Genomic DNA, 26,293 nt, shown 5'->3' on the forward strand with positions numbered 1-26,293 from the left:
AGAGCCGGCTTTAGCCGACTCATGTTATGTTGAAATTCAGTCCAGTATTTTTAAGACCATTTGCTAATTGTTTGTACACTAAGCTTGCAGTTTCTTTAGCATTACTAGCTTCTGTTACATTAATTGTGAATGAGTTCTGATTGTTTGATGTATTTCCTTGAGGTGTAGAAGGGGTTACAGTAGGTGTCGAGAAGTTCTTAAGAGTTGGAATTAAGCCTTTAGTTAGACTTGTTTGACTAGCAACTGCAGCGTTCATTGCTGGGGTGACAAGGGCGATACTCTTACTTAAAACATCTGAAATTTTACCAGGTTGACCCCATTTAGAGGTAGTCTTTACTGAATTATCAGTGGACGTTTGACGAACTTGTTTCACAGCTTCCAGCATGTTTTCAGTATCTGTCTTGTTTAAAATAAGTTCCTTGTCATGTAAGAATGCAAGCTTTCCTGCTCCAAGTCCTGTGCCTGTATATCCACCAGAAGCAAATGATGACACCTTTTTACCTGTTGTATTTCCAGTTGTAACGGTATTTAATGCACTGGCAGCGTCCTTAAGCTTATCAATCAAGTTATTGGAAATACTTTTCCCAATCGACTTCATATTCTCGTTAATGAACTTGGTGAATTCATTAAGCTGTTTAGCGATATCAGTGATTTTACCATCCATAAGCTTATCTTCAAGCTTTTTGAATGCTCGTTCATCATTTACCAGGTCATCGTACTTGTTGTTAATTGATTCTTCATCTTTATCAAGCTGATCTTGAAGGGCTTCTTTCCGTTTTGTGTTGCTACGATCTTTTATATACTCATCCAAAGCTTCCTGTTGTTCTTGAAGTTGTTTCTCTAGGTCTTTGACTTGCGATTTAGCCTCAGAGGAGTCGTCCATGGAAAGTTTACTGATCTTATCTTTTGTTTCCTGTATTGCTTGGTTTTTCTCCTTCAATTCCTTTTGATATTTAGCTTCTTCGTCTTCTTTGTCGATCTCATCAATCTTATCTTGTGTCGCTTTCTGATGGGCTTCTAACTCAATATCCCGCATTTTTTCGTACATCTCTTTGTAGACGGATACAACTTCATCAGCCAATGATTTATAGATATCCTTGATCGACTTCTTGGTGTTATAAAGCTCAAGGTTAAAATCTTTCTGTTTATCTTTCCAGTTTTCGATTTCTTCAGTGATCTGTTCCTGGATGTCAGGGAAACCTTTCGCAGCTTTCTTTTGCTCTTCAAGCTGTTTGATATATTTTTTGGCTTCCTTTTGTTGTTGCTGAATGAGCTTTATCTGTTTGCTATAGTACTTAACCTTGTCTTCATCTTCTTCAGTCATTGATATTTTATTATCAACATCTTTAATTTTCCCTTGGGTTTTAGAAGATGACTTTTCAATTGACTTGAGTGTCTCATCAACTTTAGATTGGACAAGTTGTTTCTGTAACTCACGAACCTGGTCTTGAACAGAAATTAAATCTAGCTTGGCTTGTTTAAGCTCTTCTTGAAGCTGTGCACGTTGAGCGGAGTTCAATGCTTTATTTGTTTTAATTTCTTTTTGAATCCAATTAACTTTTTGTTGTTGGATTTTAGCTTGCTCTGCCACAGCTTTTTTCTGATCAGAGGTGTATTTTCGGAACTCCTTGCTGTCAGAAGTGTATCTGTTAGCCATTGATTCATCTTTTGCTATCCGAACATCAAAATCCCCAATTCTTTTATCAAACTCATCGAGTTTAGATTGAACTAGTTCATACTGGAGTTCTTGAATCTGATCATTGACTGAACTGATATCTCCTTGGAGGGAGAGAAGGTCAGATTTAGCCTGAGCTATCCCTTGTTGCCGTTCTGCCTCAGCTTGTGACGCATCTGAAATAGAAGTTCCAATACCTTGCATGTACTTTTCAGGATCGATTGTTTTTCCATTTTGTTCGATCTGTAAATGAAGGTGGTTCCCAGTCGAGTTCCCTGTGCTACCAACTTTACCAATAGTTTGACCGGCTTTAACTGATTGACCTGCTTTTACAGAAGGAGTGTTAAGCATGTGCATGTACTTGGCAACTGTTCCATCATCCTGTTTAATAACAACCCAGTTACCTGCAGTTTTACTGTAGCCAGCAATTTGGACTTTACCACTTTGAAGAGATTTAATTGCTGTACCTGCTTTTGCAGCAAAATCAGTTCCTTTGTGTGGGGAGGAGCGGAGACCAGATTCCTGTTGTCCATATTTGGAGCTTACCCTAAAAGCGCTATTATTTGTATAATAGCTGGCGATTGAAGAAGTGGCAGATGAGAGCGGTTTGCTATAGTTGGCCATGATCTTCTGGACGTAATTCTGTGTTTCTTTAAAAGGAGGGATACCACCATATTTAATTACATTACCAGGCCCAGCATTATATGCAGCCAATGCTTTTTCAACATTACCGCCAAACTTTTCAAGTTGTTGGGCGAGGTACTTTGTTCCACCCATAACATTTTGATAAGGATCGTAAGCGTTATTTACTCCTAAGCTTTTTGCTGTTGCTGGCATCAGTTGCATTAATCCCATGGCACCTACACCAGATCGTGCTTTAGCATTAAACCCTGATTCTTGCTGAATTACAGCTGCAATAAGGGCAGGGTCAACATTGTATTTACTAGCTGCTGAATTTATGTAGCTTGAATACTTGCCTGAATATGATCCACCAGTTGAGGAGGGGGTTCCGCCAGAAGAAGTTGTAGAGGTTACAATACCGTATTGAGTAATGTTACCGGATTTAATTTGATCTTTAAGCAACTTAGCTTGTTCCTGCATAAGCTTTTTCTTTTGCTGAAGTGCTTTAATTTCTTTCTTAATTGCATCTCGATATTTCTGAGAGTATTTTGGATAATCATTGACCTGCTTGTTGTACTTGTCAATCTCAGCATTAACTTTTTCTAATGCTTCCTTGTATTTATCAACAACATACATGGAAGTCTTGGTTTCTTCATTGGCTTTTTCTTGTTGATCTGTCCAATTCTCCAAAGATGTTCCAGCTTCAACAAGTGCCTGTTTATTCATTTCTTGTGTGCTGGTGGCTTCTTCAGATGCTGAAATATAAGATTCTAAAGCTGATTTAACGCTTTGCATTGCTTCAATTTGACTATTGGAGTACCCACCAGGTTGAAGCATTTTCTCTTCAAGCTTTTTAAGTTCTTTTTTTGCATCTGCAACATTATTAATTGACTTAACTTCTAGGTCTGACAGTTCAGCCTCAGACATATCAAGCTTTCGTTCTTTTCGTAGCTTTTTCAGGCTGTCAATCCGTAAGGTATCAGCGTTTAAAGTTTTGATAGCGTTGTTAACTTCTGTTTTCATCAATTTGTTGCTATAGGTAACCATGTCGTTGTAAGCATCAAGTTTAACTTTTCTTTGTTTGATAACTTCATCACGGTTAATTTTCACAACACCGTTTTCAATGCTAATAGCCTTGGCAAGTTCCTTATCTTTTTGAATAAGGGTATTAGCTTCATTTGCAGAAATGCTTTTACCTTCAGCCATTTTTTCTAGAAGATCATTGAGAGGAGCCACTTGATCTTTGGTGTTATTAAAAATATCCCCATTTAAGGCATCTTGAACGGAATCGAACTGCATAGCATCTGACATTTCTTTAATAGCTGCCTTAATATCATCAACACTATTTGCATCCAGAGCTTCTTTTAGCTTCTTACCAAAATCTTCTGCCTCGTTACCTGCTTCTGCCAGCGTCTCACCTAAATCACCAACTTCAGATTTGACGGAAGATAAGCTCTTATCTCCATCTTTTATGTTCTTCTGTGCTTTGTCGAAGCTCATTTTAAAAACATCAATAGAAGAATCGGATTTGGAGTATGTTTCTAAGAGACTTTGAAGATCTTTTTTTGCGTTATCGAAAGCTTTTTCATCGCCTGAATCTAAAGCTTTTTGCATTTTTTCTTGAAGCTTTCCTAAAGAAGAGGAGAATTTTTCTAATTCTTCAGGATCTAAATCGTCTTTTAAGTTCAGTTTGTTGACAACATCACTAATACTCGTCTTTAAAGTATTACTGATATCAATTGAACTATAAGCATTTGCAATTGAAAGGACGCTATCTTTAACTTTAGCATTTCCACTCTCAATGTCAGATTGAGCTTTGAGCATACTTTGTTTAGCTTTATCAGCGGCAATCTTATAGTCATTGTCATCGGCAATGAGATCCCATTTAGGTCTACCTTTGTCATTGTAGTCAGCTATTTGCTTGTACTGCTTTAATTCATTCTTAGACTTTTTAATTTCCTTAGAAGCGTCTTCGAATGTTTTCTTTGCACTGTCTCTTGTTTCTTGTTTCTTTAAATCCAAATACTCTTTAGTATTCTCAATCGCTTTTTCAAGCTCTTTATTTGTCTTAAGAATTGCATTTCCTTGAGAATCATAGCCTTTAACTAATGCAGGGAAAGTTTGTGCTAATTGCTGAGTGACTTGAAGGTATTCTTGCTCTTCATCTGAAGTTAAAGATCTTGACTCTTTAACCTTTTGAAGCTCTTTATATTGCTGTATTAGTTTATCAGTGGAGTCTTTATTGGTCGTAATTGCTTCGACATTGGTTTGCTGGCTCTGCTCAAAATCATCTTTAGCTTTTTTAGCTTCTGCAAATGATGAAATTAATGATTCTAGTGCCCATCCTAAAGCAGCAAACGCACCTCCAACTAATGTTGACACAAGCAACCCTCGAAGAGCAGTTTTTAGAACTCTTGAGGCGACAGCTGCACGAGTCATGCCAGCTTCTAGCCCAGCAGTCGCTAAAGTTTCTTGCCCCATTGCACGGGTTCCTAAAATTAGGGTGGTGGCTAATGTGCGAGTATTCTTACTGAGCAAAAGGGTTGCAGTGCTTACTGCAGCTAAAAGGGGAGGTAGGAATCCAACTGATTTGATTACTCCTGTTGAAGCGTTAAGCAAAGAACCTGCGGCTTGAGTAAATTCAATTAATCCGTCGCTAATAAAAGCGTCTGAAGCTGCAATAGCAAATTCAGTAAAGTTATTTTGAAGCTTATTTACCCTAGCTTGTAGACTATCTGCATACTTTTGCTGCTCACTCCAAGCACTTCCTGTTGAGTTAGCCGCAGTTTTAGCCGCATTCTGAGCAATAGAGAAGTTGTTCATCATTGCATTAAAACGGGATAATTGATAAATACCAGCTACTCCAATTGAAGTATTTTGTTTTTGAGCATCAGAAAGCGAATCCCACTTACCAGCAACTTCACTAATTAAATCACTTGCTGATTTGGCTTCACCGCCAGCTGTTTTAACTGAGATACCAATCTGTTCTAACGCTTTAATTGAACTTTGATTATTCCCAATCCGCGCGAAAATTGTCTTTAAGGAGTTCCCGACTATATTACCAGACTCACGGGTTGTACTAGCAATTGCTGTTGTATAACCAATAAGATCATTTAACTCTACCCCGAATGTAGAAGCAGTTGAACCAGCTTTACGGATAGAATTGGCCAGATCTAGAGTTGTAACAGCATAGTTATTATCAACCTCATTTAATTTATCTGCAATTGATATTGAATCATTTGCTGCAATATTAAAGTTGAGCATTGCTGCCGTAAGAGTATTAACTGTATCATCGGGAGTTAAATCGGAGACATTTTGAAGAACTTGAGCAGTTTTCGTTAACGTAGAGAGTTCGCTTTCATCGAAACCCATTCTCCCAAAATCGCCTGTCATTTGGAGAATATCTGTGATTTTATTTGAAAGTGTATCACCTAAGTCAATAGATTCTTGGAGAAGTTCATTATATTTATAGTCCGGCTCATTCATAACACGGCGGATATTTGTCATGAGCGTATCAATTTCAACTGCCTGGGATACCATTTCTTTAAGTCCAGAGATAGCCCCATAGAATAAAGAACCGGAGATTAAATAGGTGGACATGCTTTTGAAGGTTTGGGTTAGTTCTGCTCCAAAAGAAGAGGCTTGATTAGCAGCTGCTTGAGCGCTGGAGGCTAATTCTCTAAATTGCATATTCAAGCTTTGAATTTGTGATCTGATATTATTGCTTCCAGTGCTTACATTAAGACTATTTACTGCATTCAAATAATCTTGAACAGCTTGTCTATTACTAGAGCCCATTGAACTGCCATACCGTGTATTTAAGTTTTGGACATTCACTTGTGCCTGTCGCTGATACAATTCAATAGTTTTCTTTAATTCGTTGTTCTTAGCAACTGCCGCAGATTTATCATCTAACATCCTTATCCTATTTTGCAGTGCTTCAATTTGTTGAGCGGATTGAGCTGTGTTTATTTTTCGGCCAAGAGATGAGATGGTCGTATCAGTAACAATACCTTGCTGTCTAAGCTTCTCTAGATCTTGCTTAAGCTGCTCAATTGCTCTCCTTTGTTGGTCATAATTAGTTGTAGTTTTTGAAGAGGTCGAATTAGTTTTAGGATCAGTTGTATAAACAATATCATCGAACCCTTGACGATTTTTCTGCACAATCTTTGTTGGTTGTCCTTGCAGATTTTTCTGCACAGTCTTTTTTTGAACCTGTCCTAGTTTCTCAGTGGCCTGTGTAAGCTTGTTAACCTCTTGAGTTTCTTGCTTTAGAGCAGTATTGCGATTATTGATTATTTTCGTTTCGCGTTGAAGTATTTCACCATTCTTCTTATATTGCTGGGTGAGTTTTTCAACCGATCCGTCAGCATTCTTAATTACTGTTGAGGTTTCTCTAACTGTTTGATTATAGGATTTTAGGTTTTTCTGATATGTATCGACAGCAGAGGAGAATTCTTGCAGAGCTTTTAAGGTTGTAGAATCAATATTCGTATTGAGCTTGAGGGAGTTGAGTTTCTTTTCCAGAGATTTAATTTGCTGATTTAACTGTTCGACAGTTTTAGATGAGGTATCAGCTTGTGGGGTTAGTATAATTTTGAGGTTTTGACTCAAGTAAGAATCACTTCCTTTCAGTAGGGGAGAGGACAAAGAAAAAAGCCACTCAGTTATTGAGCGACTTTGTTTGCTTTCTTAATAATTACATCCATAACACCATGCCAATATTCTGCATTCGTAAGTGCTTGTTGAATGACATTGCTATCTTTTTTATACCCCTGAGTATTATACCCTTCAACTTCTTGTGTGGGGAGGAAATCGATATAATAGATAGGCTTACTGAGGTCTTCAACAGTAATCTTTAGCGTGACAGATTTGACCATTTCATTTTGTATTGAAGAGGCAGACAACCCTCCAATTGCGGCTCCGATGCCTCCAGCTAATAGCCCGCCAGCTACAATTCCCGATTTTGATACTTTAGAAATTATTTGATTGTCCAAAGTAATTTCGGATTCAATAATATTGGAAAAAGGGATTGTGTATTCTTCAATATGTTCATCTCTATTAAGATGATATATTTTCACAAGGGATTCAGATTCCTTAAAAGCAATTTTAGTTTTGTAAGTATTAAAGAAATTGTCTGGATTAAAACCACCGTCGAAGTGCTTAAGTGTTTCCGCATTTTCTTTTAGTTTATCTATATTTTTTTGGCTTTTAATTTTATAAGGCTCAAGTGCTAATAGGGCTAATCCTGCAATTATTAAGCAAATTCCCATGCCTCTCCAGCCATCCATTAGCAAAAAGAAAAGACAGAATAAAAAATAGCCACCATAAGCCATAATCTTATAACCCATCCAACCACCACCAGTATTATTTTCCTGCATTATATCATGATTTCCAAAGGGTTAGAATTAACAAAAGGGCAGAAATGAATCATTAGTTTTTCTCTATTTCGGTCTTTACTTGTTCCAATAAGCTTCTGTATTGAATTGCTCGTGATCGACGAGTTCTACCACTATCCATACCAAAGGTAATGCCATAAAATATCCCTACAGAAAACATAAATCCAATAGTAACCGATGCTATGGTGGGCTTACCTTCGTTTGCATAAGCGAAGTAGTATACAAGATGAGTTACGAATAAGGTGCTTACCGATGTTAAGCCTGGCACTATCTTTGAATTATCGGAATACTCTTCGATGTCCTTCATCCTTGCTATAGCCAAAATTATAGTGTCCAGGTCTAAACCTCTTATTCGTTGTAATTCAGCTTTTTTGTCTTTAGATGACCAATAACCAAGACAATCACTAATGTAAGAGGCTACTTCTTCGTTTGACCATTGAAGTAAGACTTCCTCCAAAGATCTTGCCTGTTTTATATAAAAGTTATTCTTTTTCCAGAAAGGCCACACCTTCAAAATCTTTACTTCAATTTGATTACATGACCTTGTTTTTGTAGGCGGTAAAGAATCCTTTTCATTCTCTTTGTCAGACTTAGCTTGCTCCAGAAGTGTTTTGAAATAAGTAGCTGTTGTTACTTTATTCTTATCAATCCACAGTCCGACAAAAAAGATGCCAGCAAATATAATGATAAAAAGTCCGTAGGCTACGTTTAGACCCTGAGCAACCTTATCTGTAATGTTATTAAGCTCAATACCAGCGCTAATGACTACTTTTAGGACACCGAAAATCAAGTTGAATATTAAAACGAGAAGTGCAGCATTTTTAGAATTATCGTAACTTGTTTCAATTCTCGTCATCCGAGCAATTCCGGCAGAAAAATCATTAGAAGTTAACTGCTTAAGTGCTTCATATTTCTCCATGTAATCAGAATAGTTGTCTCCTTTAACAGGAAATTCCTTTCTGATAAACTTTATTAATTGTCTTGATTTCAATGTCACAAGTTGATGCTTTACCAATTCCGTAAACTTCACCATATTCACCTCTGTAATAATATCGGGTAAATATGGAAATTTATAAAGTGTTTTATTCATAAGAGTTCAGACGACAGTTAAAATGACTACGGAGTAGATAGCTAAATTTGCAAACGATTTTTATACATAAGCAAAATCCCTCAAACGAGGAATCTTGATTCTGAATAAAAGAGGAATTTTATTTTATATAGAAGGCGAGAAGGAGTGTTATGAGAATATCTTATTTTTCTCTTCTTCAAATTCCCTGAGATCATAGTGGGCAATGGTGGTTGATACATCTTCGTGGTGTGCAACATACTTTGAAACGAGTTTTAAATCCACTCCACTTTCAAGAAGGTAAGTTACACAAGAGGCTTTAAATATATGAGGATTAACTCTTCGTTGGAGAATATCACTTAAAACATTTGAACAAAAATAATCTGCCCATGACTTTGAAGCTTGTTTAACTTCGCCACCGTATTTAGTTGAAAATATGTACTCCGATTCATAGCCTCTCTTCTCAACCCATAATCGCATGTATTTTAATGCCTCAAGATTAATCATATAAGGCTCTACTTTCCCATCATCACCTTGTCCTTTTAGGCGCACGTTATGACTGTATACAAACGTTTTACCATCAGGTATTGGATAATCAAGTATTTCGGTTTTGAATTGTATAATTTCACTTCTTCTAGCTCCAACATTAAAGGCTGTTGCAAGCCAGGCCATACCTAAATAATTCTCGTCCTTTTTAAGTACATCCATCATATCTTTGTACTCATTAAAAGTAATTTTCACTTTGTCATATACTTTGTTTTTGGGGATAGGAGGGAGCCCTCGGGTTAAATTTCTAAAACTCCGATACTCTTTGAAATCCTCGTCATCAGCAATAACATTCTCGATGTAGTTAAACATGGATGATACACAAGCTTTTTTAAAACTTTGTGCAGAAGAGGAGAGCTTACGGTTATCACGAAGATAGCTTAAATACCGAAGAATATCCCTTTTGGTGAGCTTGTATAAAGGTTTGTTATTCATCGATTGATATACATAATAACCAAACTGTCTAAGCCCTGATTGATATTGTTTTTTTGTTGCTGGACTAAAGTTTTGAACAGCAATGAACTCATCAACAATTGTCTTTAATTCGTCATTTACATGTTGCCACATTTCGTCTGTGATTTCAGGCAGTTTTTTAGCCCTATCTCGTAGCATGTTTTTCTTAATTTTGGTCATTAATTCACCACCATTAGTACGTTTTAATACCATCTGCTTTTAAATCTTTTTTTAGCGCTGCAGTTAATCGCCCATCTCTTAAGGTCTCAGAGGTATTCTTCATAAAAGGACGAGGTTTACCATATCCATATTCATATGAATCAGGGTATGTATACCCATGCCCGGTTTCAATAACTGTAGCAATGTCTTTTCCATCATCTTCTCTAATATTGTCCAATGACACCCCGTTGCTTTCGTTGGTGGTTATAAATGCATCTTTAACTTGTCCTGTGCGTTCATAAAGTAGGGGATCATATGCACCGTAAACATCTTCATCAATGTGCTCTTGTCCTGTTTTCACCATAATTTGTTTCACATTAGAGGAAGACTTATGAATTGATTGAATTGCAGCTTGTTCAACCATAGCTTTGATATCTTTAATTGTTTTCGCCACTAACTTCACCAGAACCAGTCTCTATTTCTTCTACCTTTTCTAGAATAAGTTTGTTTATTTCCTTGTGGCTCATAGTTAACAAATCTTCAGTGATTTTTTCTAAAGCTTTTGTTGCATCTTTAAGCTTCTTCATACTTTCTTTTGGAAAACTGTTAATAATCATAGGGAAGAATTCGGAATCTACAAGCTTAAGGTACCATTTAACTTTATTTTTGATGTCATTCGGAATCCCCAAATCTGAAAATTCTTTGACAATTGAAAAGAATACCCATTGAACAGTGTTGATTTTACTAAAATCAATACCTTTATCTTCAGCTTTTTGTTGATCAGAGATCATTTCAGTTAGCATTTTTGTTAACCGAGAAGGAGAAAAGTATGGGTAGATGAATACATGTACATCATCGGTTAATTGGACTTTTTCTTTCTTGTCGTACTTATTGACACTTTCCTCAATTAAACTTAAATTCAACTTTTTTGATGCCATTTATTATCCTCCTTTATTATCCTTAAGAAAATACCACGAAAAATGATAGGGCGTCTTGGAATTTTAGCTACCAATAAAGCAGCCTTATTGCTGAATGCCTTCATTAGTTATGGCTTCATAATCTTGCACTGAAATGAACCCTTTCTCAACTCCGAAGGCTAATTCATCTTTAGATATATCGTTGTATTCATAAGCAATTTTAACTTCATCTGCAGTTGCCCATTCTTGATTTAGTGCTACAACCCAAAAGTTCATAATGAACTAGTTCCTTTCAATTGCAACAGTTCCAACTTGGTATTCGTTAATTGCTTCCCAATATCCACAACTAGTTTGCTTAACTCTAACTCTGTGGATACTACTGAAGTATTGTTATTGCACAAAGTATCAATATATTCCTGTGAAGCTGATTCATACCATTTGCCAGTTTCCTTGTTAAGTTTCGCCTTGAAAAATCCACTTTCAGGTTGTATATCTGTATAATCAGCAGGAATTTCTGTATTGTCTTCAATTTCAATTTCTTCTCCAGGAACCCAAAGCAAATTTTCATCATATTTATATAATTTTTTCATATAACACCTTCCTAAACTCGGAAAATAGTATCTACTCTAACATAAGAGTTCCCTGCTTCAACACTTTCAATTGTTACAATCCCTTCTGTACCTACTGATATCCTCGCAATAGAAGGGGAAGAAGAGCCTGTTGAATTAGAGGAGATAAAGTTGAAAGATTGGGAAGGGCGATAACCACTTGGGAGCGTAAATACAGCTGTATTAATTGCACCATCTTTTGCAGCACCTCTAATATAGACGTTACCTAAGAAATCAATTCCATATTGCACGTCAACGCTACCATTATAATGCTTCCATCCATTTTGCAGTGTAGCTGTATTCCATGTGAATGAAAGGTCAGCTGTATCAATTAGCCGGCGCCAAGATTTCCACCCATTGCTTTGTGTGTTTCTCCAAGTAGTTCCATCATTGCCCATACCTAAAACTTCACTAATTCCATCTTGTCCAATTTGAAGACCACGTAATGAAACAGTCCCATTGGGATTATTTGTTGTAGTTGAGTTTGTATAAAAGGTTGATGTTCTTGCGTTCGTTAACTCAGTAAACAAATCTTTATTGGCTAAGCCTAATTTATGCAATCCGGAGTCGGATGAGATTTTATACAGCTGCGCATTGTTCCACTTTGTTTTATCATCAGTAGTAACGTGTCTATTAGTATCTGCATTATGAGTGTCAAAGTCAGCTTTGGATGCTTGCCGGATATTATCTACTAAATCTAAACCGACTTGTGCTTTTGTTACCATATGAGGATTGTTCTTATCATCTTTATGGGTGTCAAATTCTGTTTTTGTAGCTTGAGTTTCATTTATGACATCGCTAAGACCGACTTGAGTCTTTGTTACATTATGAGGGTTCGAAGTATTTTCAATATGTGTTTTTAACTCAGAATTTTGTTGTTCCATGAAAAGATTTACTTGATTAGTTAAGGCCTTTTCATGGTCAATCATATGTTTCTCAGTTTGAGCAAATGATCCTTTTAAGCTGTTAATCTGTATGTTATTCTGTTTTAACTGTCCAATGAATTCACTACTGTTCAAATTAACTCACCGCGGTTCCTTTTATTGTTACTTCTCCGTTAGTTGAAACCACTTCAAAACATATTTTGAAGAGTCCGCTGATATTGAAATCCCAATATTCATTTGTGGACAGGGTACTTGTAGAAAGCTGGAAGTCAGTTCTATTGACTCCGGATAAAGCTGTTTTTTCGCCATTGTCATCAACTGCATAAAACTTTATTTCTCTTGATGTTGAGGAACCAGAGATCTTAACAGTAAGTTCCCGAAAATGACCCACTACAAATTCTTCACCTTCTGATGGGGCAGTTGTTGCTTCATGAAATGTAAATGAAGTTTTGTCTGGAATCGTTACTACGACATTTTCAGTCGTTTCTGTCAACAACTCCACCTCCTTAATTTGAATAAAAACTGTCTTTTATCTAGAAAAACAAGAGGGGAGGGCTTATTCAAAAAGCCCATCCTCTTGTAGCTTATTCCATATACCTTCCCAAGCTGGGGTAGAAGAAGGGGATGACTGAAGCGAACTTAAAGGTTCGTATTCATTGAAGTCGCCTTCAAACCGTTGCTTGAAATCATCAACACTGATATAGGATCCATCTGATAGCAATAGGAATTTTTGTTCCAAACCATCAAATTGTTTGAACAGACCACATACTTCATCAAATGTCATTATTCCATCCCCCAAACAACGATTTTTAACCCAGTTAGATCAACTGTACCGGCTGCTTTAACTGTCAGATGTATTTTTGGAGCAGTGAAAGTTAATTGTTTTTGTAAAGGGTAATTCTGAACAAAAGCAATGCTGTTGAAAAGAACAGAATTATCATTACCTGATGTAGTAGCAGAATAAAATGGGATGTTTTTCGGTACGGAATAAATACTTGCTAAAACTTTGCTGTTTGAGCTGTCTGTTTGAGTTGTGTACATAACAACACCGTAAGTTCTGAAAACACCAAGTGAATCGATTAGATCAACTGTATAAGACTTAGTTGCACCTGTAGCTACGGTATCAGCATCAGTAACAACAAATTCAGAATAGGATTTTTGAACTTGGGTTTTAATTGCTGCAGTGTTTTTAACCAAAACAGGGACAGAAGCCGTATTAGTTATATTTACATCAAGTGCAGTGTTGGCCACATTAACATTAAGCGGCTGGTCATTATTGAGACCAACCTCCAAGGGGACAGTGGAACGTTCAATTGATACAGCTGTTATGGGATTACCTGTCCCATCATCTTTTGCAGAGGTGTATTTATCACCGTCCTGGTTTAAAAAAGCAATAATAAACGCCTCCTTAATTATTCAGTTGTTCCGCCAAGATCTGAGCTTTGAGTTGAACCTGTTGTATCCTCAACCGGAGCTGCGGTATTTTCATCTCTACTTGCTTCGATTACTACAGCCATTTCGTCTGTATCTGTATCTGCTAACGCTTCAAACTTAATTTCAGGTGCTAAAGCATTTCCATTTTCTAATGACATTTCAAATTCCCCTGAAGGAGAAACGTTAGGGAACTGGATATAGATGTCACTGTAAACTTCTTCTGTATCAGGGTTATAAGCAATGGTGCGATATTCAACTTCATATCGTTCTGAGAACTTGCTGGCTTTAATGGCTAAACGTCTACCGACTTTTTCAATTTGATACACAGCTGTTAGTTTGTCTTTAGCAGCCGCAAATGCTGTTGGAATTGTATAAGTGCCATCAGTTGAAACAGCAATCTTATATGTTAAACCTTTTTTGTTATAGAAAGTAACATCGCTTACAGGTTTTCCTTTTAGAGTAACTTTGTTTGTATCATCTACAATCAGCCCATGTTCTCTATCGAAAACCTTTACTTTTGTTTCTTCCTGAATTGTTTCACCCTGTGTCATTGCAAGCCATTCTAAATCAAAGAAAGCATTTTTGACAGTTAGGTTAATTTCCTTCTCAGATTTAAGAATGTAAAGTGGTTTATTTCCGATTCCACCTCTGAGTTTTTCTTCGGAGATTGCTTGGGAGAATGATGCTGTTTGTGCCTCGGCTGTGAATACAAGCTTACCGTCAGATTTTCGTTTAAAATAAACGTCAGCTGTATCTTGAATAACTGTTTTCATCTAATTGTTGCCTCCTTAAATAATAAAAAAGACAGCTATGCGCTGCCTTTACCAAAACCTTTAGTTTGTTTCATGAAACTTTCTCTGCTTATGTAGTGTTTTTCTTCTTCGAATAAGTCGATATGTTTTCCCCAGCTTTCCATGTGTTTGGCTGCATCAGGTGAAACGGTTGCAAACAGGGTGGAGGTATCGTACTGTTTGAATTGACCAACTCTGTAGTAAGTCATGTATAACTGAAACAGAGTCATTTCATTTATATCTTTGTACAAATATCCAGTGTGAGCAGCAACACTGCTCATGATGTCTGCCATATCAACCATATCCGAATCCTGACTTTTCACCCTTTTGCTGCGCTCGTTAGCTCGCTGTATCTCTGGGTTAGAGCTGATTTTTTCCTCTTTTAGACAAGACATTCTCAAGACCAATTCTCTTAGGGCTTCAAAGTTTTCCGGTGTAAGTTTCTCTAAAATTTCAACGCCATTAAAAACTGTACTAAATATTACTTCATACGCTTCTTTAAAATTCGGAAGGATACTTGTAATTTCAAATAATGACAGTTTTTTAAGTTCGGCAATAAGACCATCTAATTGGCCAAATTGATTATTTTCTTTTTTGCTGTAAGTATAAATAATCTCTTTCTTAGACATCTTAAACCAGCTGAGGTACGGAGTTAAAAAAGCATATTCCTTAACTTTTATAAACCGACAATCGCCAAATTCAGTAGGGATTGGTTCACCGGTTATAAAGAATTCACTATCAATCATTTAATTGCCCCAAAGGTATAAATTAATTTATATCCGAGGTAACCATCAGGAGGATTAGTGATTAGCAGTCTTTTATAAGAGTTTGTCTTACCAATACCAGCAAAATTCTGATTGAACAAGAGCTTATTAATTCTGTCATTAATCTTAAGATTTCTAAATTCGGTTTCTTCAAAGGTGTTAATATGGGTGAAAACATCAATCATCAAGTCTTGATCGAGAAGCATCGCACTTTGGTTGGATGGTTTTGGTAATGCGTTCCCTAAATAAACACACATCCTACATAATGGTGAATCCGATAGATCATCTGTTTTAGGTGCTCGCTTGAATATGGTATTGATTATAGCGGGAGAGTCATTTGTGGAGTCATAATAATTTTCGAGTGATTGAACATCTGGATGAGAAGGGGAGAGAGGATCAGTTTTGTAATACAAGAGCCGATTCAGTTCAACATCATCCATAACTAATCTGAAGACTTTTGTCATCTGTTCAACAGTCATGCTCATGTCTTTTCACCAACTTTCTTTTTGGCAACCAATTTTATTGTTCCGTGGTCTCCATAAACTTTAGAATAGTCTATATCATCAACTTGATAATCTTCGCCAAAGAAGGTGAGGGTAAGTCCGATTTTCAATTTTTCATGAACAAGATAAGGAATTGTAATGTTTGCTTGACCATCCGGAAGATTTACCGCCAATTCAGTGCCATTTATTGAAGTTGTCCTTTCGAATATGCAGGGGACTTCAGTTTTTTCACCAGGTACTTTTTCATAAATTGGCTTACCGGTGATTTCGTTAATTTTGCCAGTATCGACTAACTTGTCTTCTGAGGTTAGAAAAAATGAGGTGTTACATTGTCTCATAGTAGCACTATCGTTCATTTTATTGTCTGTAGGTCTTGAATTAACAATCCAATAACTATCATCATATTTAATCAAGTCGCCTCGATTAAGCAATCCTAATACGGTAAGCACTTTCTTAGTTTCACTGTCTTGGGTTGTTTGGATAATTACCTGTTGAGACTTATGATTGAGCTCAATATCATATGTTTCGGGTGAATTCGCAAGAATTTCTTTAAATATTTCATATTTGTTCGTATTAAATTCATCGTTTTCCCAGCCACTTAAATAATTCGAGGAGGAAGAAAGGTACCAATCTATTGACATCTAAGCACCTCACTCGAAATTATTGGTTTTAAGCTTGCTAATTTTTTGATCAATATCATCACACAAGCTCTCATATGCTCTATTTACTTGTGCTTTTGTGTTTGCTAAGCCTGTTAATTGAATATCTCGTCCAATTACGTTATTCAACTTGAGAGCTCTATCTCTGTATCTGCCTAAATATCCTCTGTACATAAGCATTCCGAGTAATTGGGTTTGAGCTCTTGAAAGTGTGACATCAAACGTATTAGTTTCTTCATGGAAACCAAGATCTGTAAGATCTGTTTCGTAATCGCTAATAGCATTAATCAAAAACTGTTTTTCTAGACCCTCCGGCAACACTTCGTTCGATTGAAACAAAGAATGAAAAACATTGATAATTTTTTCATAAGGCGTCATTAAATCACTCCTTATGATTCTGTATCAAACTTAAAACCAGTAAACTCTTCGATAAACTTGATCTTTTTATAGTCATTTACTTTTTCTTTCTTTGCAATTTCAAATAGCTGAGCTTTTTCGGATTCTAGTTTGATATCTTTAGTTACATTTTCTTCGAATGTTTTCTGAGTTTTGTAAGCTAAAATCTGCTTGATTCTTTCAGGTGTGATCACTTCTTGCTCACTGTCATTTTCAGCAGCCTCAAACCCAAGGTGAACCCTAGTTTCTTTATCATCAATGAAAATTTTCGCATGAGACCCTTGCCCATCAGTGCCTACAAACATTTTCACATTATCAAACACTTGAGACTGAACTTCACCTACTGTAATTTGACGAATGCCATTAGCAGGTAAACGGAAATCTCCATGGCTTTCTAATTTTTTGAAATATAAGTCCCACGAACACAAATTTTTAATAGCGATTTTCTTATCTAAATTAATTGACATAATACCCTCCATAATTTTACTTAGGAGGGACAATGCCCTCCATAATGATTTTATTCAGGTGTGATTTCGAAATTTTCATCACGGATTAATCCGATTTGATATTCTTGTCCTTTAGCAACACCTGCACCGATTTCCATGTCAAATCGAGTAATTTCTGTACCAGACACGATATCGTTACCTGTCATAGAAGTTAATCCACCACGTTGGAATACTTGAAGAGGAGATTTTGCACCTTGAGGAATGAAGAATAGAAGACCTTCAGGAAGGTAAGTTTTGAAGTTATCTCCAGTCTTGTTAAGTTCAGTGAGGTTGTATGCATTAGGTAATTCAACAACAGAAGAACCTTTATAAGTACTCAGTAAACCTGTCTTGCGGATTTCGTCCATTACTGATTCAGGCAATTTTGTACTAGTCGCATCTCCGGCGACTGCTTGGAATCCAGCAAAATCATTTAACTGAGAAACAACAGAATAATCACCAACGATAGATGGTTGACCGAATCTACGAACCTTCTTAATAGTGTCATCAACTGCAGATTTTTGAATACCGGCATTTTCCGAGAAATATTTAACACCGGTAGCTGATTTAATGGCGTTGTACATTTCATTTACGACATAATACATAGCTTTATTCATCATGTCGGTCTGAACTTGTTCCATACCTTCAGCAACTTTATCTAGGTTTCCACTTTGGATTTCACGGTAATTAACAGCATAGCCTGCTGAGATAGTCTGTGTTCCAATAGGGTATTCGTTCCAAGTTGTAGTAGCAAAAGGAACGTCTCCACGAGAAGCTTGGAAACCACTTCTAATTGATTCGTGTGCGTATGTAGTCATCATTGGTTGTTGATCATAACCGATTTGTCTAAAAGTACCCATGAAATCAAATAATTTAACAGCTGAAATAAGTTTAGGCTCAATTGCCAATCTAACAATTGTATTTATTTCAGCTTTTGCCACGGGGTTTCCAAGTACAGCTTGAGCTGCTAAATCTTTGACATGTTTCATAACTGTATCGGCTTTATTACCGAATTTAGAAATATCTTTGCCTGTTGCAATTGCAGAGAAGATCTCAATAATTGGCGATTTTGAATTTAACTTGGGATTAGCAAACACATCTGAATCCCGTTTTACGTTATTAAGTTCAATTTTCATAAGTTTTACCTCCAAAAGTTAGGGATTAGGCTTGTACTTTTAAGTACAGACCTTTACCACCGAATGTAGTTTTTTCAAGAACTTTAAGCTTAACTTTATAATCAGCAACATCTTCTCCAGCTTTAGTCCATTGACCAGTTCCATCACCTGCTGGGACAATAACATCGCCCACAATGAGAGCATCAAAACCTTGAACTGTATCTTGACTCAACTCAACTGGTAGGTCAGCCAAATCAGTTACACGGAAAGCACGAACGTATTCATCTTTCAATACTTTAAAATCAGCTTTGTTTCTAACCTCAGGTTTATCAATGATATTGCCAACAACATAAATGTCGCCCTTTGCTGCTGTAGCATCGGCAGGGGTAGGCGCCAGGCCAGTAGAGTCATCTGGTAACACAACCAAGCCAGGCACTAAATCTTTCGTTGCTTTACAACGCGGGTTATTTCGCACCTGTTTGAAGGCACCAATAGTTCCAAACTTGAACATATAAATTCCTCATTTCTATAAAAGTGTTATTTTATTTTAATAGAGATCATTAATAGATACTGAGCTTTCTTGTCCAGCATCATTAATTTCTGAAAAAATGTCTTTATCATTAGTGCTATTTGTTTCAGTTGATTGATTCTTTTGACGTTGTGCAATAAATGATTGAGCAATTGAAGAGTTAATTTCCGAGAGAATTTGTGTCTTTAGCTCAAGAGAAGGAGATTTGGAGAAGAGTTCTATTTTTTCTTTCGCGACCGATTTTTCTTTCTCTGTATATTTATTGAGATCTTGATTTAGTTCACTTTTTAGCTTTTCGTTTTCTGCGTTTTGTTTGAAATCTTTCAGTGAATTCAACTCGGCATCAGCTTTTTCTTTTTCTTCTTTTGCTTTTTTGATTTCTTTTTCTTTCTCCTCAACTTTTGCTTTCTCATCTTTAGCTGCTTTTACTGCAGCATTTAACTCCTCATCTTTTTTCTTAAGCGCCTCATTAAGTTCAGCCACTTTTGTTTCAAGTGCTTTATTCTCAATGTTTAGCTTATTATTCAATTCAACTAATGCTTCATCTTGTGTTTTTGCCATTGACTGTTCCTCCTTGTGATTATTATTTAGTTCCAGTAAGACAGCAGCATCATCAGCTGGATCAATTCCGAGAATTGCGTCGCCGGTGAAATCAAATCTCATAGGTATACGACCTTTTTCTTTATACCCACCGTCATACTCAATTGAAGAGCTGCCTTCAACTGCAGAAATTTCTACTGAGGTCTCAGGGAATTCGCCATCAAACATTTTCGATTTAAGCCATTGTACAAACTTAGGGTACCTTTGGTTGTAAATAAAACCTTCACCAATTAACACTCTTTTTTGTTGACCATTTACTTCTATAGTGTCGATATATCCATTGGTTGTAACACCAACTACAGTGCTGTTTTCAAACAGGGGAGTCCCATCTTTAATTTCTGTCATGCCATGGCCAAATGGTTCACTGTTTTCACAATCAATAAATTCTACACACAGCGGCATATCCTTAATGGAATTTAAGTTTGCATTAACGTATTTTTCGATCCAGGTAATACCGTTTTTATTGTATTGGGCATTGTTTTCATGTATTTCAAGAACAACCCACTTTACAAAGGTTCGTCCACTTACTTTTCGTTGATTATTAATCTCTAAGATTGCACTTCTCAAATATTAATTCACCTCCCTTCATGAGCCAGAGGGCGTACCATTACTGTTATTTGTTTTGGACTTAATGGTGTTCTCGTTTTGAGAACTATCGTCTTCAGGACGACCAGCAGACTTATCATTCTTACTCATGGTGTAGGAAGTTGCATGAACAGGGAACTTCTCATCGAATCCTTCTTCTTTTTCATATTCCATTAATGACAAGTAGGCATCAGGATTCCACCCAGTAGCTGCTATCCAAGCAGTTAAACTTCCTCGACCACTCGTGTACAAGTCCTTCATATTTTGGACTTTTTCTTTACGGTTAACGTGGGTAAGGGGGAGATAGTAAACTTCAACATAAGACTTGGGATTTTTAATGATATTTGCATTAATGACTTTGTTAAACTCACTAGAGATCTGTTCTAACCAGGAGAAAATTTGTGAGGACACCATTTCAATGTTTGTAGATTGAGAGGAATAATTTCCGTCTTGACCATTTAACGCTGAACCTGCAAAACCTAAGTTAGTTGATATTCGTTTTATTAATTCATCTTCACCTTTGACTTTAAGGAAATCAACGTTTGTCTCAAGCTTGTCTAGCTTAGTGCCTGAGGCCAAAGAGAAGAATTTTATCCCTTTGACAGCGCCTTTAGAAACTAAGGCATTTTTGATGCTGTTGTGCTGTTGCTCTTGTTGCTTTTGCGTTAAGGAAGAAACACCTTTCTTTTCACCTTCGGGCAATGTTTGATAAATTAATGTACTGTTCAAATCATCAAGAATGTTTCTTTTTGTATCAACAAAATAATCGTCATAAACCATATCAACAAATGCAGCTAGTCCAATCGGTCGTCCCCATTGATCTTCCAAATCAGCGCTGCCTTTAACGGTGATCGTCTTATTGTTGTCTAATACGAGCCAACGTTTATTGAGATCTTTTTTGTACTCAACATAACCTTGTCTAAATTCCTTTGGCCACCTTTTAAGTTTTAAAGATCTCCCTTTGCTTGTGAATTGATCAAAGTAGGATACATCAAAAGCCACCAAATATGAAGAGTTTTTTCTCCCGACAATTTTGCAGTAATCGATAGGGAGAGGGAGGATAGAACAATTGAACTCTTTTGTATCGTTGATTTCAGATATTGAATCAACTTCATAATCACTAAGTGTTTTAGGAAAGTTCTCAGCTGCAACTGATTCGAAATAATGGAAAGATGTGCCGTAAAGACTTAATTTTCTAAGTGAATCTCGAACAATATTTTTGTCATTTATTTTTCTTAATGCGATTCCATATGTTCGTTTGTCCAATTTTAATTGATCATGATCATTTGAGTTCCCGTAGACAACTCTGTCTAGGGTAGGGAGAGAAACCATGTAGTCAATTACATTCCTGTAAATACCATTTGAATTATAAAGAAATTTTGAGGCATTTCGAATTTGTTTGTTATAAAGATTGTGATTATTAAGCCAAGTTTTCACTCGATCATATGAAACTGAAGTATTTGAGGTATTGAAGAATAGCGAATCCAGGTTTGATAAATCAGTATTATATTCATAGGACGGCTCTTTTTGGGTATCCATTTTTCACCTCCTGATTAAAAAATTCAATTAAAAAAGAACCCAAATGAATATTCTTCATCGGATTCCTCTTTCTCTAAAAATTGAGCAATGTAATATAAGGCGTAAGCAATCGCACTGTATCTGTCTTTATCGATACGTTTTACAACCTGTTCTACAGTAAAAGAATTTTGGTTTTTCTTGATCCGTAGGTTGGCCACTTCGTCAATAAACAACTGAGTTTGAATACATGCTGCTTCAACCATAACATCGTCTGCAATGTCTTTTTGGTTTTTGATATCTTCGAAAGCTTTGAGTAACTTTAACTTCCCCGATTCAACATAGTCTAAAAACTGGGTGATAATATCCTGGTTTATACCTTGTGATTTTAGATTGTAAACGACTTCAGGTGAATTAGGCACGTCTGGTTTTTGATCAGTGTTAATTGTAGCCCAACATCCAAGCTCTTCATTTGTTTCAGGATCAGTAACATCTTCTAATAATCGGTCGATTAATCCACCGCCGACTCCATTACCATCAACAACAACAGCTTTTACTCTAGAGAGTGAGAGGTCTTGGTTTCCGCCATAATTTTTAAAGACTCTTTTCACCATGATGGATTGTTCCTTAAAGCTTAATCCATTAGGTGGTTCAATGATATTAACTACTTGAACTTGTCTAATAAGGTTGTTACTATTCCTAATAATTTTTAAAACAATAATAGCCGTTTTGTTGTTTGACTCAGCTGCAGAACGTGCAACGTCTACACCAATAACATACTCATTAAGCAAAAAGTTTTTGTTTTTATCCCGAGGACAAGATAGCTCTGGTTGTGTAATAGTTCTGGCTTTAATTAATTTACTAATGTTGATTAAAGCTCCGTCACTTGCACCAATCCAATCACAAAGGTAGTTTTGTCGAAAGCGGGTAACGTTTCCTTGTCTGGCTTTATTAATAGTGGAAATTTTTTGACGACCAAAGTGGATAGGAATTCTCCAATCAGATCCAAACACAAAGGAGCCTTTCAAGTCACCAGTTTCTTTAACCATAGTAAGAATCTTTTCGTATTCATCAGAGTTTTTGTATCCTGATGTTGAAAAACGGTTTATTTGACCATTTAATTCTGCAGGATCAATTTCACCAGTCATTGTAGTTCGTGGAATATTGAATATTGGTTCAATGGCATCATCATAGAGATCTTTATCGATTAATGCAGATTCTTCAAGAGAGCCACGTCTTCTACGTAATCCCTTTGAAGATTGGGCATTGGCTAGGTTATCGATAATTGCGCCATTTTGAAATTCAACTCTTCCAGTATCTTTGGAAAAACTTTCGCTTTTGATTTCATCTGCAATAGAAGGATAGAACCTTAAAATTTCATCATGTTTTTCTTTCCAAATTTTAACCGCAGATTCTTTGGTTGAAGCGGTTATTGCTAATGTGACATTTGGGAAGCAGATTGCTGTATGGTACGCAACCATGATTTGAGTGAGGGTTTTTGATCCGCCGCGAGGAATACAGAAGTAATTTTGAGGGAAGCGACTTAGGGTTCTCATCATAACTCTTTGGTATAAATCAAGTTCGATTCCACCAACTTCGGGTTTTAACATGTCGTAGAAAATATCAGGATAAAAACGAATGAAGGAGGTGAATTCTGCCCATTTTGAAATGTTTTTCTGTATTAAGTTAGAGCTATCATTGGGATTTACTGGAGTTTCAAAAGAGGATTCATAAATATCTGTTCGATTTTTTGTATGTTTATTGTTCTTAGAGGTGAAGTTTTTGTAGCTTGCCATTATTCTTCATCCCCAGTGTCGTAAAGTGGCTCTTTATACACATCTTCTAAGTCACGGAAAACGTTGTTTCGTGCTTTTTTCAAGTTTTCAATTTCTTCTGTAGTTAGCCCCTTTGATTTGAAATCTTCTTCGAGCATCTCATCGTAAAAATGATATATGTCTTTATAAGCTACTTTTTCTTTATCCTCTAGTCTTCTGTAATAATTGATTATGGCCCAAATGATTAAATCAGCATCATCGTAAGGTTGAGCGGTTAGGCGGGGAAGGAGAGGGATGATGCCTAATTCAGTTTCAACTGCTTCGAAGAGTTGTGACAGCACATCCACACCGCCACTAATATCGCTTTTGCTTAACTGAGAAACGTTGATCTTTGCGTCAGTAGCTGCTTTTGAAGCCATTTGACCCCACTCTTTAGCTTCCTTTACTTCACCCTTAGCTGTAGCTAATTCCTCTTTGACACGAAAGCGAATATAGGAGAGTAATCCCTCAGTATGGAGAGCGGTTTTTTCTCCATAATTTCGAATGAGTTTGTTGTACTTCCTTTCAAACTGGTGGTATTCATCGGGTGTATAACCAATTCCCCATTTATCAATTATTTCATCTGAGACTTGTTCTACTGAATCACGCTGAGTTTCGGCAGCAATAGCTTTTTCTTGTTGTTCTAGAATACTGTCCTTCCAACCAGTTCCATTAAACTGCTTTAGAGAATTTGCCATTGTCATATATGCACTAAATGTGTCAGTTTTTCTTTGAACTGCTTGCTCCCAGTATAAAGGATCAAATTTGACATCGATTTGCTGTAAGACAGTGTATACAGAGTCCATGTTGCTGTAATCAATATTTTTCTTGAGACAAGATTTACAAATTGGTACTTTTCCTATTTTTTCGTAAAGCTTGCTGCGGGAATTATAAAAGCCAGAATCTTTGTCTTTTTCCTTTTGACATGCAGCACATAACAGTTTTTCTTTTTCTTTAGGTTTCCGACCCACCATTTCACCTCCATAAAGTTGATGTAAACACATTTTATGAAACGCCCAGTAATAGAGCGGAAGGGGAGTACCGCAATCATCGCTGGGCGTTCTAAAAAGGTGTTTATTTGGATAAAATTAAAGTTTTATCAATAGTGAATTTTAAAAAATCCTTTATCTACTGGGTTCACTTTAAAAATCAAGTCTAAACCCGATACTTCTCCGTTAACACCTTTTAATTCAGCTCTAGAAATAATTTCTACATTGTTAAATTCTAAGGTAACTCTATGGGCCTCTGATGACTCAGGGCAAGAACCGACAGTTTCAGCCAACAGTTTGAATTCATGCTTAGGTGTCTCAGTTAAAACAGAAATATATTGTTTCTTTCCCAACTTTGATTCAAAGGAGGTAGGAGCTTTATAATCACCTAAAAATTTAAGCACCTCAAAATTTAGCAGAGCATTCTTTGCAAAAATCAAATACGTTTCATGTTCATCACTATAAAAAATTTCAACATCTTGAAGTGTTGTTAAATCAACTAAAGATTCCTCAGTTTTTCTATCATACAAGTGAAGGTTATACACTTCATGCATTGCTAAATCCAAGCAGGTTCCTCCTTTAGTTTTTATTTTTAAAACGAATAATGTATGTAGCTTCAACACCGTCATCATTAAATACCATAAACTTTTGAGACGGTTTCGTACCAAAGCGACCCTGCATAGCATAATCATCAGCGCCAACAAGCGCTCCGTTTACAACAACTGTTGTGCTGCCATATTCTTTTTCATAGTTGTGATGAATATGACCACCAAATATGTAAGAAGGGATATAGCCAAGTAATTGAGGTAGGCGGGTTACGCATTGATCAACACGATCATAGTGACCGTGGACAAACACGACTTTATGATTGTTGATTTTAGCGGGGATAAAGCCATCTTGTTCCGGTTCAATTGAAATGTTTTTAATATCTCTTAATCTAGCTTCGAGATACCAATTAATGAGGTATTCAAAGTTTTCTTTAATCCCGACATCATTTTTAGAAGGGGAGAGGCGACCGTGATTGCCTGCTACGTTGTAGAACTTAACTTCTTGAAACTCACTTGCCAACATCGTTAAAACCTCAGCAAGCGTTTCTGATACATATTTAATTTGTTCTACAGCATCTTCATTAGCCTGAACTCTCGTTGAAACATGTATAAGACCTCCAATTAAATCGCCAAGATTTGCAACGTGTAATGTGGAGACATGATTCTTCTTTCCATACTCAATTACTTTGTTTGTGAGATGCTCAACTCGTTCATCGAATATTTTTTTATTGAACTTATTGATGCGGTTATCGATTTCCATTCCGAAGTGCCAGTCACTGAATAAAGCAAGCCCATGCTTTTCAGCAGCTGCAGGGAGGGGGTAAGTGAAACGAAGAGGTCTTTTGGATTCTAAATTAACAATAGCTTGGACTACGTCATCCTTGATTTTCTCAAAGCGAGCTTGATTCGCTATACTTTTTCTGTATTCTCTTTTTTGATCACGAGTTCTAATCTTTTCCTTTTCAGATTGAAGTCGCACTTCTTCGTATTTCCTTAGAATTTCTTCATCCAAATTCTTGGACATTATGTAATCATTCCATCGTTCATATTGCTTATAATCCTTGCGCCATTTACTCTCATCATAATTTGTACCTTGATCTTTGTTTAAGAGAGCGGCAATGGTTTTAGTATCAATGTGATAAGTATCTTTATTTTTAAAAAGTCGGATGTGGTAGTCGGTAAAGGATTCTTCCTTTTCACGGTGCAACACAGGGTTTAAAATAGCTGTCATTTAGTCA

26 protein-coding genes are annotated in these 26,293 nt (G+C 36.5%); all 26 read right to left on the bottom strand.

Annotated features, from left to right (window positions below; all coding sequences use genetic code 11):
• Positions 1 to 19: 19 nt before the first annotated feature.
• The 26 genes from cwlP to KXZ66_RS09545 all read right to left on the bottom strand — a co-directional run bounded on the left by cwlP (position 20) and on the right by KXZ66_RS09545 (position 26,286).
• Positions 20 to 6,910, bottom strand: a complete 6,891-nt coding sequence (gene cwlP / locus KXZ66_RS09420) for a transglycosylase CwlP (RefSeq protein WP_219144894.1) — start codon at positions 6,908 to 6,910, stop codon at positions 20 to 22.
• 53 nt (positions 6,911 to 6,963) lie between these two features.
• Complete coding sequence (locus KXZ66_RS09425; protein ID WP_219144972.1) at positions 6,964 to 7,647, bottom strand: immunity protein; 684 nt, start codon at positions 7,645 to 7,647, stop codon at positions 6,964 to 6,966.
• An 82-nt stretch (positions 7,648 to 7,729) separates the two neighbouring features.
• The gene (locus KXZ66_RS09430; protein WP_219144895.1) at positions 7,730 to 8,728 is read right to left on the bottom strand and encodes a hypothetical protein; all 999 of its coding nucleotides are present in this window, start codon (positions 8,726 to 8,728) and stop codon (positions 7,730 to 7,732) included.
• A 204-nt stretch (positions 8,729 to 8,932) separates the two neighbouring features.
• Positions 8,933 to 9,940: a tyrosine-type recombinase/integrase gene (locus tag KXZ66_RS09435; RefSeq protein ID WP_219144896.1), complete on the bottom strand. Its 1,008-nt coding sequence runs from the start codon at positions 9,938 to 9,940 to the stop codon at positions 8,933 to 8,935.
• Positions 9,941 to 9,953: 13 nt separating this feature from the next.
• A complete protein-coding gene (locus KXZ66_RS09440; protein ID WP_219144897.1) occupies positions 9,954 to 10,373 on the bottom strand; it encodes a hypothetical protein in 420 nt (139 codons plus the stop codon).
• On the bottom strand, positions 10,357 to 10,857 hold the full coding sequence (locus tag KXZ66_RS09445) for a hypothetical protein (RefSeq protein WP_219144898.1): 501 nt from the start codon (positions 10,855 to 10,857) through the stop codon (positions 10,357 to 10,359). Before KXZ66_RS09445 ends, KXZ66_RS09440 begins: the two co-directional genes overlap by 17 nt.
• Positions 10,858 to 10,941: 84 nt before the next feature.
• The gene (locus KXZ66_RS09450) at positions 10,942 to 11,112 is read right to left on the bottom strand and encodes an XkdX family protein (protein ID WP_219144899.1); all 171 of its coding nucleotides are present in this window, start codon (positions 11,110 to 11,112) and stop codon (positions 10,942 to 10,944) included.
• On the bottom strand, positions 11,109 to 11,426 hold the full coding sequence (locus KXZ66_RS09455; protein WP_219144900.1) for a hypothetical protein: 318 nt from the start codon (positions 11,424 to 11,426) through the stop codon (positions 11,109 to 11,111). The genes KXZ66_RS09450 and KXZ66_RS09455 overlap by 4 nt, the downstream gene beginning before the upstream one ends.
• An 11-nt stretch (positions 11,427 to 11,437) precedes the next feature.
• Complete coding sequence (locus KXZ66_RS09460) at positions 11,438 to 12,463, bottom strand: hypothetical protein (RefSeq protein ID WP_219144901.1); 1,026 nt, start codon at positions 12,461 to 12,463, stop codon at positions 11,438 to 11,440.
• A 1-nt stretch (position 12,464) separates the two neighbouring features.
• On the bottom strand, positions 12,465 to 12,821 hold the full coding sequence (locus KXZ66_RS09465; RefSeq protein WP_219144902.1) for a hypothetical protein: 357 nt from the start codon (positions 12,819 to 12,821) through the stop codon (positions 12,465 to 12,467).
• Between the two features lie 63 nt (positions 12,822 to 12,884).
• Positions 12,885 to 13,112: a hypothetical protein gene (locus KXZ66_RS09470; protein WP_009967521.1), complete on the bottom strand. Its 228-nt coding sequence runs from the start codon at positions 13,110 to 13,112 to the stop codon at positions 12,885 to 12,887.
• Complete coding sequence (locus tag KXZ66_RS09475) at positions 13,112 to 13,723, bottom strand: hypothetical protein (RefSeq protein WP_213384731.1); 612 nt, start codon at positions 13,721 to 13,723, stop codon at positions 13,112 to 13,114. Before KXZ66_RS09475 ends, KXZ66_RS09470 begins: the two co-directional genes overlap by 1 nt.
• Positions 13,724 to 13,740: 17 nt before the next feature.
• The gene (locus KXZ66_RS09480; RefSeq protein WP_010328117.1) at positions 13,741 to 14,535 is read right to left on the bottom strand and encodes a hypothetical protein; all 795 of its coding nucleotides are present in this window, start codon (positions 14,533 to 14,535) and stop codon (positions 13,741 to 13,743) included.
• A gap of 35 nt (positions 14,536 to 14,570) precedes the next feature.
• A complete protein-coding gene (locus tag KXZ66_RS09485; RefSeq protein WP_042976254.1) occupies positions 14,571 to 15,299 on the bottom strand; it encodes a hypothetical protein in 729 nt (242 codons plus the stop codon).
• Complete coding sequence (locus tag KXZ66_RS09490) at positions 15,296 to 15,802, bottom strand: hypothetical protein (protein WP_219144903.1); 507 nt, start codon at positions 15,800 to 15,802, stop codon at positions 15,296 to 15,298. The genes KXZ66_RS09485 and KXZ66_RS09490 overlap by 4 nt, the downstream gene beginning before the upstream one ends.
• Positions 15,799 to 16,461 carry a hypothetical protein gene (locus KXZ66_RS09495; RefSeq protein WP_032721626.1) on the bottom strand — a complete coding sequence of 221 codons (663 nt, stop codon included), beginning with the start codon at positions 16,459 to 16,461 and terminating at the stop codon, positions 15,799 to 15,801. The genes KXZ66_RS09490 and KXZ66_RS09495 overlap by 4 nt, the downstream gene beginning before the upstream one ends.
• A gap of 9 nt (positions 16,462 to 16,470) precedes the next feature.
• Positions 16,471 to 16,857 carry a hypothetical protein gene (locus tag KXZ66_RS09500; protein WP_147797635.1) on the bottom strand — a complete coding sequence of 129 codons (387 nt, stop codon included), beginning with the start codon at positions 16,855 to 16,857 and terminating at the stop codon, positions 16,471 to 16,473.
• 11 nt (positions 16,858 to 16,868) lie between these two features.
• Entirely contained in the window at positions 16,869 to 17,342 is a 474-nt protein-coding gene (locus KXZ66_RS09505; protein WP_017696877.1) for a hypothetical protein, read from the bottom strand.
• Positions 17,343 to 17,392: 50 nt separating this feature from the next.
• Complete coding sequence (locus tag KXZ66_RS09510) at positions 17,393 to 18,496, bottom strand: hypothetical protein (RefSeq protein WP_017696876.1); 1,104 nt, start codon at positions 18,494 to 18,496, stop codon at positions 17,393 to 17,395.
• 25 nt (positions 18,497 to 18,521) lie between these two features.
• Entirely contained in the window at positions 18,522 to 18,986 is a 465-nt protein-coding gene (locus tag KXZ66_RS09515) for a hypothetical protein (RefSeq protein ID WP_032721631.1), read from the bottom strand.
• Between the two features lie 36 nt (positions 18,987 to 19,022).
• Positions 19,023 to 20,171, bottom strand: coding sequence for a hypothetical protein (locus tag KXZ66_RS09520; RefSeq protein ID WP_219144904.1), 1,149 nt, complete (start codon positions 20,169 to 20,171; stop codon positions 19,023 to 19,025).
• Between the two features lie 18 nt (positions 20,172 to 20,189).
• Complete coding sequence (locus KXZ66_RS09525; protein ID WP_119996891.1) at positions 20,190 to 21,728, bottom strand: hypothetical protein; 1,539 nt, start codon at positions 21,726 to 21,728, stop codon at positions 20,190 to 20,192.
• Positions 21,729 to 21,751: 23 nt separating this feature from the next.
• A complete protein-coding gene (locus KXZ66_RS09530; protein WP_219144905.1) occupies positions 21,752 to 23,500 on the bottom strand; it encodes a terminase large subunit in 1,749 nt (582 codons plus the stop codon).
• Positions 23,500 to 24,492 (bottom strand): hypothetical protein, encoded by a 993-nt coding sequence (locus KXZ66_RS09535; RefSeq protein ID WP_250540177.1) that lies wholly within the window; start codon positions 24,490 to 24,492, stop codon positions 23,500 to 23,502. The genes KXZ66_RS09530 and KXZ66_RS09535 overlap by 1 nt, the downstream gene beginning before the upstream one ends.
• A gap of 125 nt (positions 24,493 to 24,617) precedes the next feature.
• Positions 24,618 to 25,073 (bottom strand): hypothetical protein, encoded by a 456-nt coding sequence (locus tag KXZ66_RS09540; protein WP_219144906.1) that lies wholly within the window; start codon positions 25,071 to 25,073, stop codon positions 24,618 to 24,620.
• Between the two features lie 13 nt (positions 25,074 to 25,086).
• On the bottom strand, positions 25,087 to 26,286 hold the full coding sequence (locus KXZ66_RS09545; protein ID WP_219144907.1) for a metallophosphoesterase family protein: 1,200 nt from the start codon (positions 26,284 to 26,286) through the stop codon (positions 25,087 to 25,089).
• Between the last annotated feature and the right edge of the window lie 7 nt (positions 26,287 to 26,293).

It is taken from the genome of Bacillus sp. LJBS17, assembly GCF_019334685.1.
Lineage (GTDB): Bacteria > Bacillota > Bacilli > Bacillales > Bacillaceae > Bacillus > Bacillus subtilis.

Coding starts and splice junctions, on each gene's coding strand:
- KXZ66_RS09445 (WP_219144898.1), bottom strand. CDS start 10,857: ATGGCATCAAAAAAGTTGAATTTAAGTTTAATTGAGGAAAGTGTCAAT.
- KXZ66_RS09455 (WP_219144900.1), bottom strand. CDS start 11,426: ATGAAAAAATTATATAAATATGATGAAAATTTGCTTTGGGTTCCTGGA.
- KXZ66_RS09450 (WP_219144899.1), bottom strand. CDS start 11,112: ATGAACTTTTGGGTTGTAGCACTAAATCAAGAATGGGCAACTGCAGAT.
- KXZ66_RS09525 (WP_119996891.1), bottom strand. CDS start 21,728: ATGGATACCCAAAAAGAGCCGTCCTATGAATATAATACTGATTTATCA.
- KXZ66_RS09470 (WP_009967521.1), bottom strand. CDS start 13,112: ATGACATTTGATGAAGTATGTGGTCTGTTCAAACAATTTGATGGTTTG.
- KXZ66_RS09490 (WP_219144903.1), bottom strand. CDS start 15,802: ATGAGCATGACTGTTGAACAGATGACAAAAGTCTTCAGATTAGTTATG.
- KXZ66_RS09515 (WP_032721631.1), bottom strand. CDS start 18,986: ATGTTCAAGTTTGGAACTATTGGTGCCTTCAAACAGGTGCGAAATAAC.
- KXZ66_RS09530 (WP_219144905.1), bottom strand. CDS start 23,500: ATGGCAAGCTACAAAAACTTCACCTCTAAGAACAATAAACATACAAAA.
- KXZ66_RS09505 (WP_017696877.1), bottom strand. CDS start 17,342: ATGTCAATTAATTTAGATAAGAAAATCGCTATTAAAAATTTGTGTTCG.
- KXZ66_RS09425 (WP_219144972.1), bottom strand. CDS start 7,647: ATGGGTTATAAGATTATGGCTTATGGTGGCTATTTTTTATTCTGTCTT.
- KXZ66_RS09535 (WP_250540177.1), bottom strand. CDS start 24,492: ATGGTGGGTCGGAAACCTAAAGAAAAAGAAAAACTGTTATGTGCTGCA.
- KXZ66_RS09430 (WP_219144895.1), bottom strand. CDS start 8,728: ATGGTGAAGTTTACGGAATTGGTAAAGCATCAACTTGTGACATTGAAA.
- KXZ66_RS09500 (WP_147797635.1), bottom strand. CDS start 16,857: ATGACGCCTTATGAAAAAATTATCAATGTTTTTCATTCTTTGTTTCAA.
- KXZ66_RS09485 (WP_042976254.1), bottom strand. CDS start 15,299: ATGATTGATAGTGAATTCTTTATAACCGGTGAACCAATCCCTACTGAA.
- KXZ66_RS09480 (WP_010328117.1), bottom strand. CDS start 14,535: ATGAAAACAGTTATTCAAGATACAGCTGACGTTTATTTTAAACGAAAA.
- KXZ66_RS09510 (WP_017696876.1), bottom strand. CDS start 18,496: ATGAAAATTGAACTTAATAACGTAAAACGGGATTCAGATGTGTTTGCT.
- KXZ66_RS09545 (WP_219144907.1), bottom strand. CDS start 26,286: ATGACAGCTATTTTAAACCCTGTGTTGCACCGTGAAAAGGAAGAATCC.
- KXZ66_RS09495 (WP_032721626.1), bottom strand. CDS start 16,461: ATGTCAATAGATTGGTACCTTTCTTCCTCCTCGAATTATTTAAGTGGC.
- KXZ66_RS09435 (WP_219144896.1), bottom strand. CDS start 9,940: ATGACCAAAATTAAGAAAAACATGCTACGAGATAGGGCTAAAAAACTG.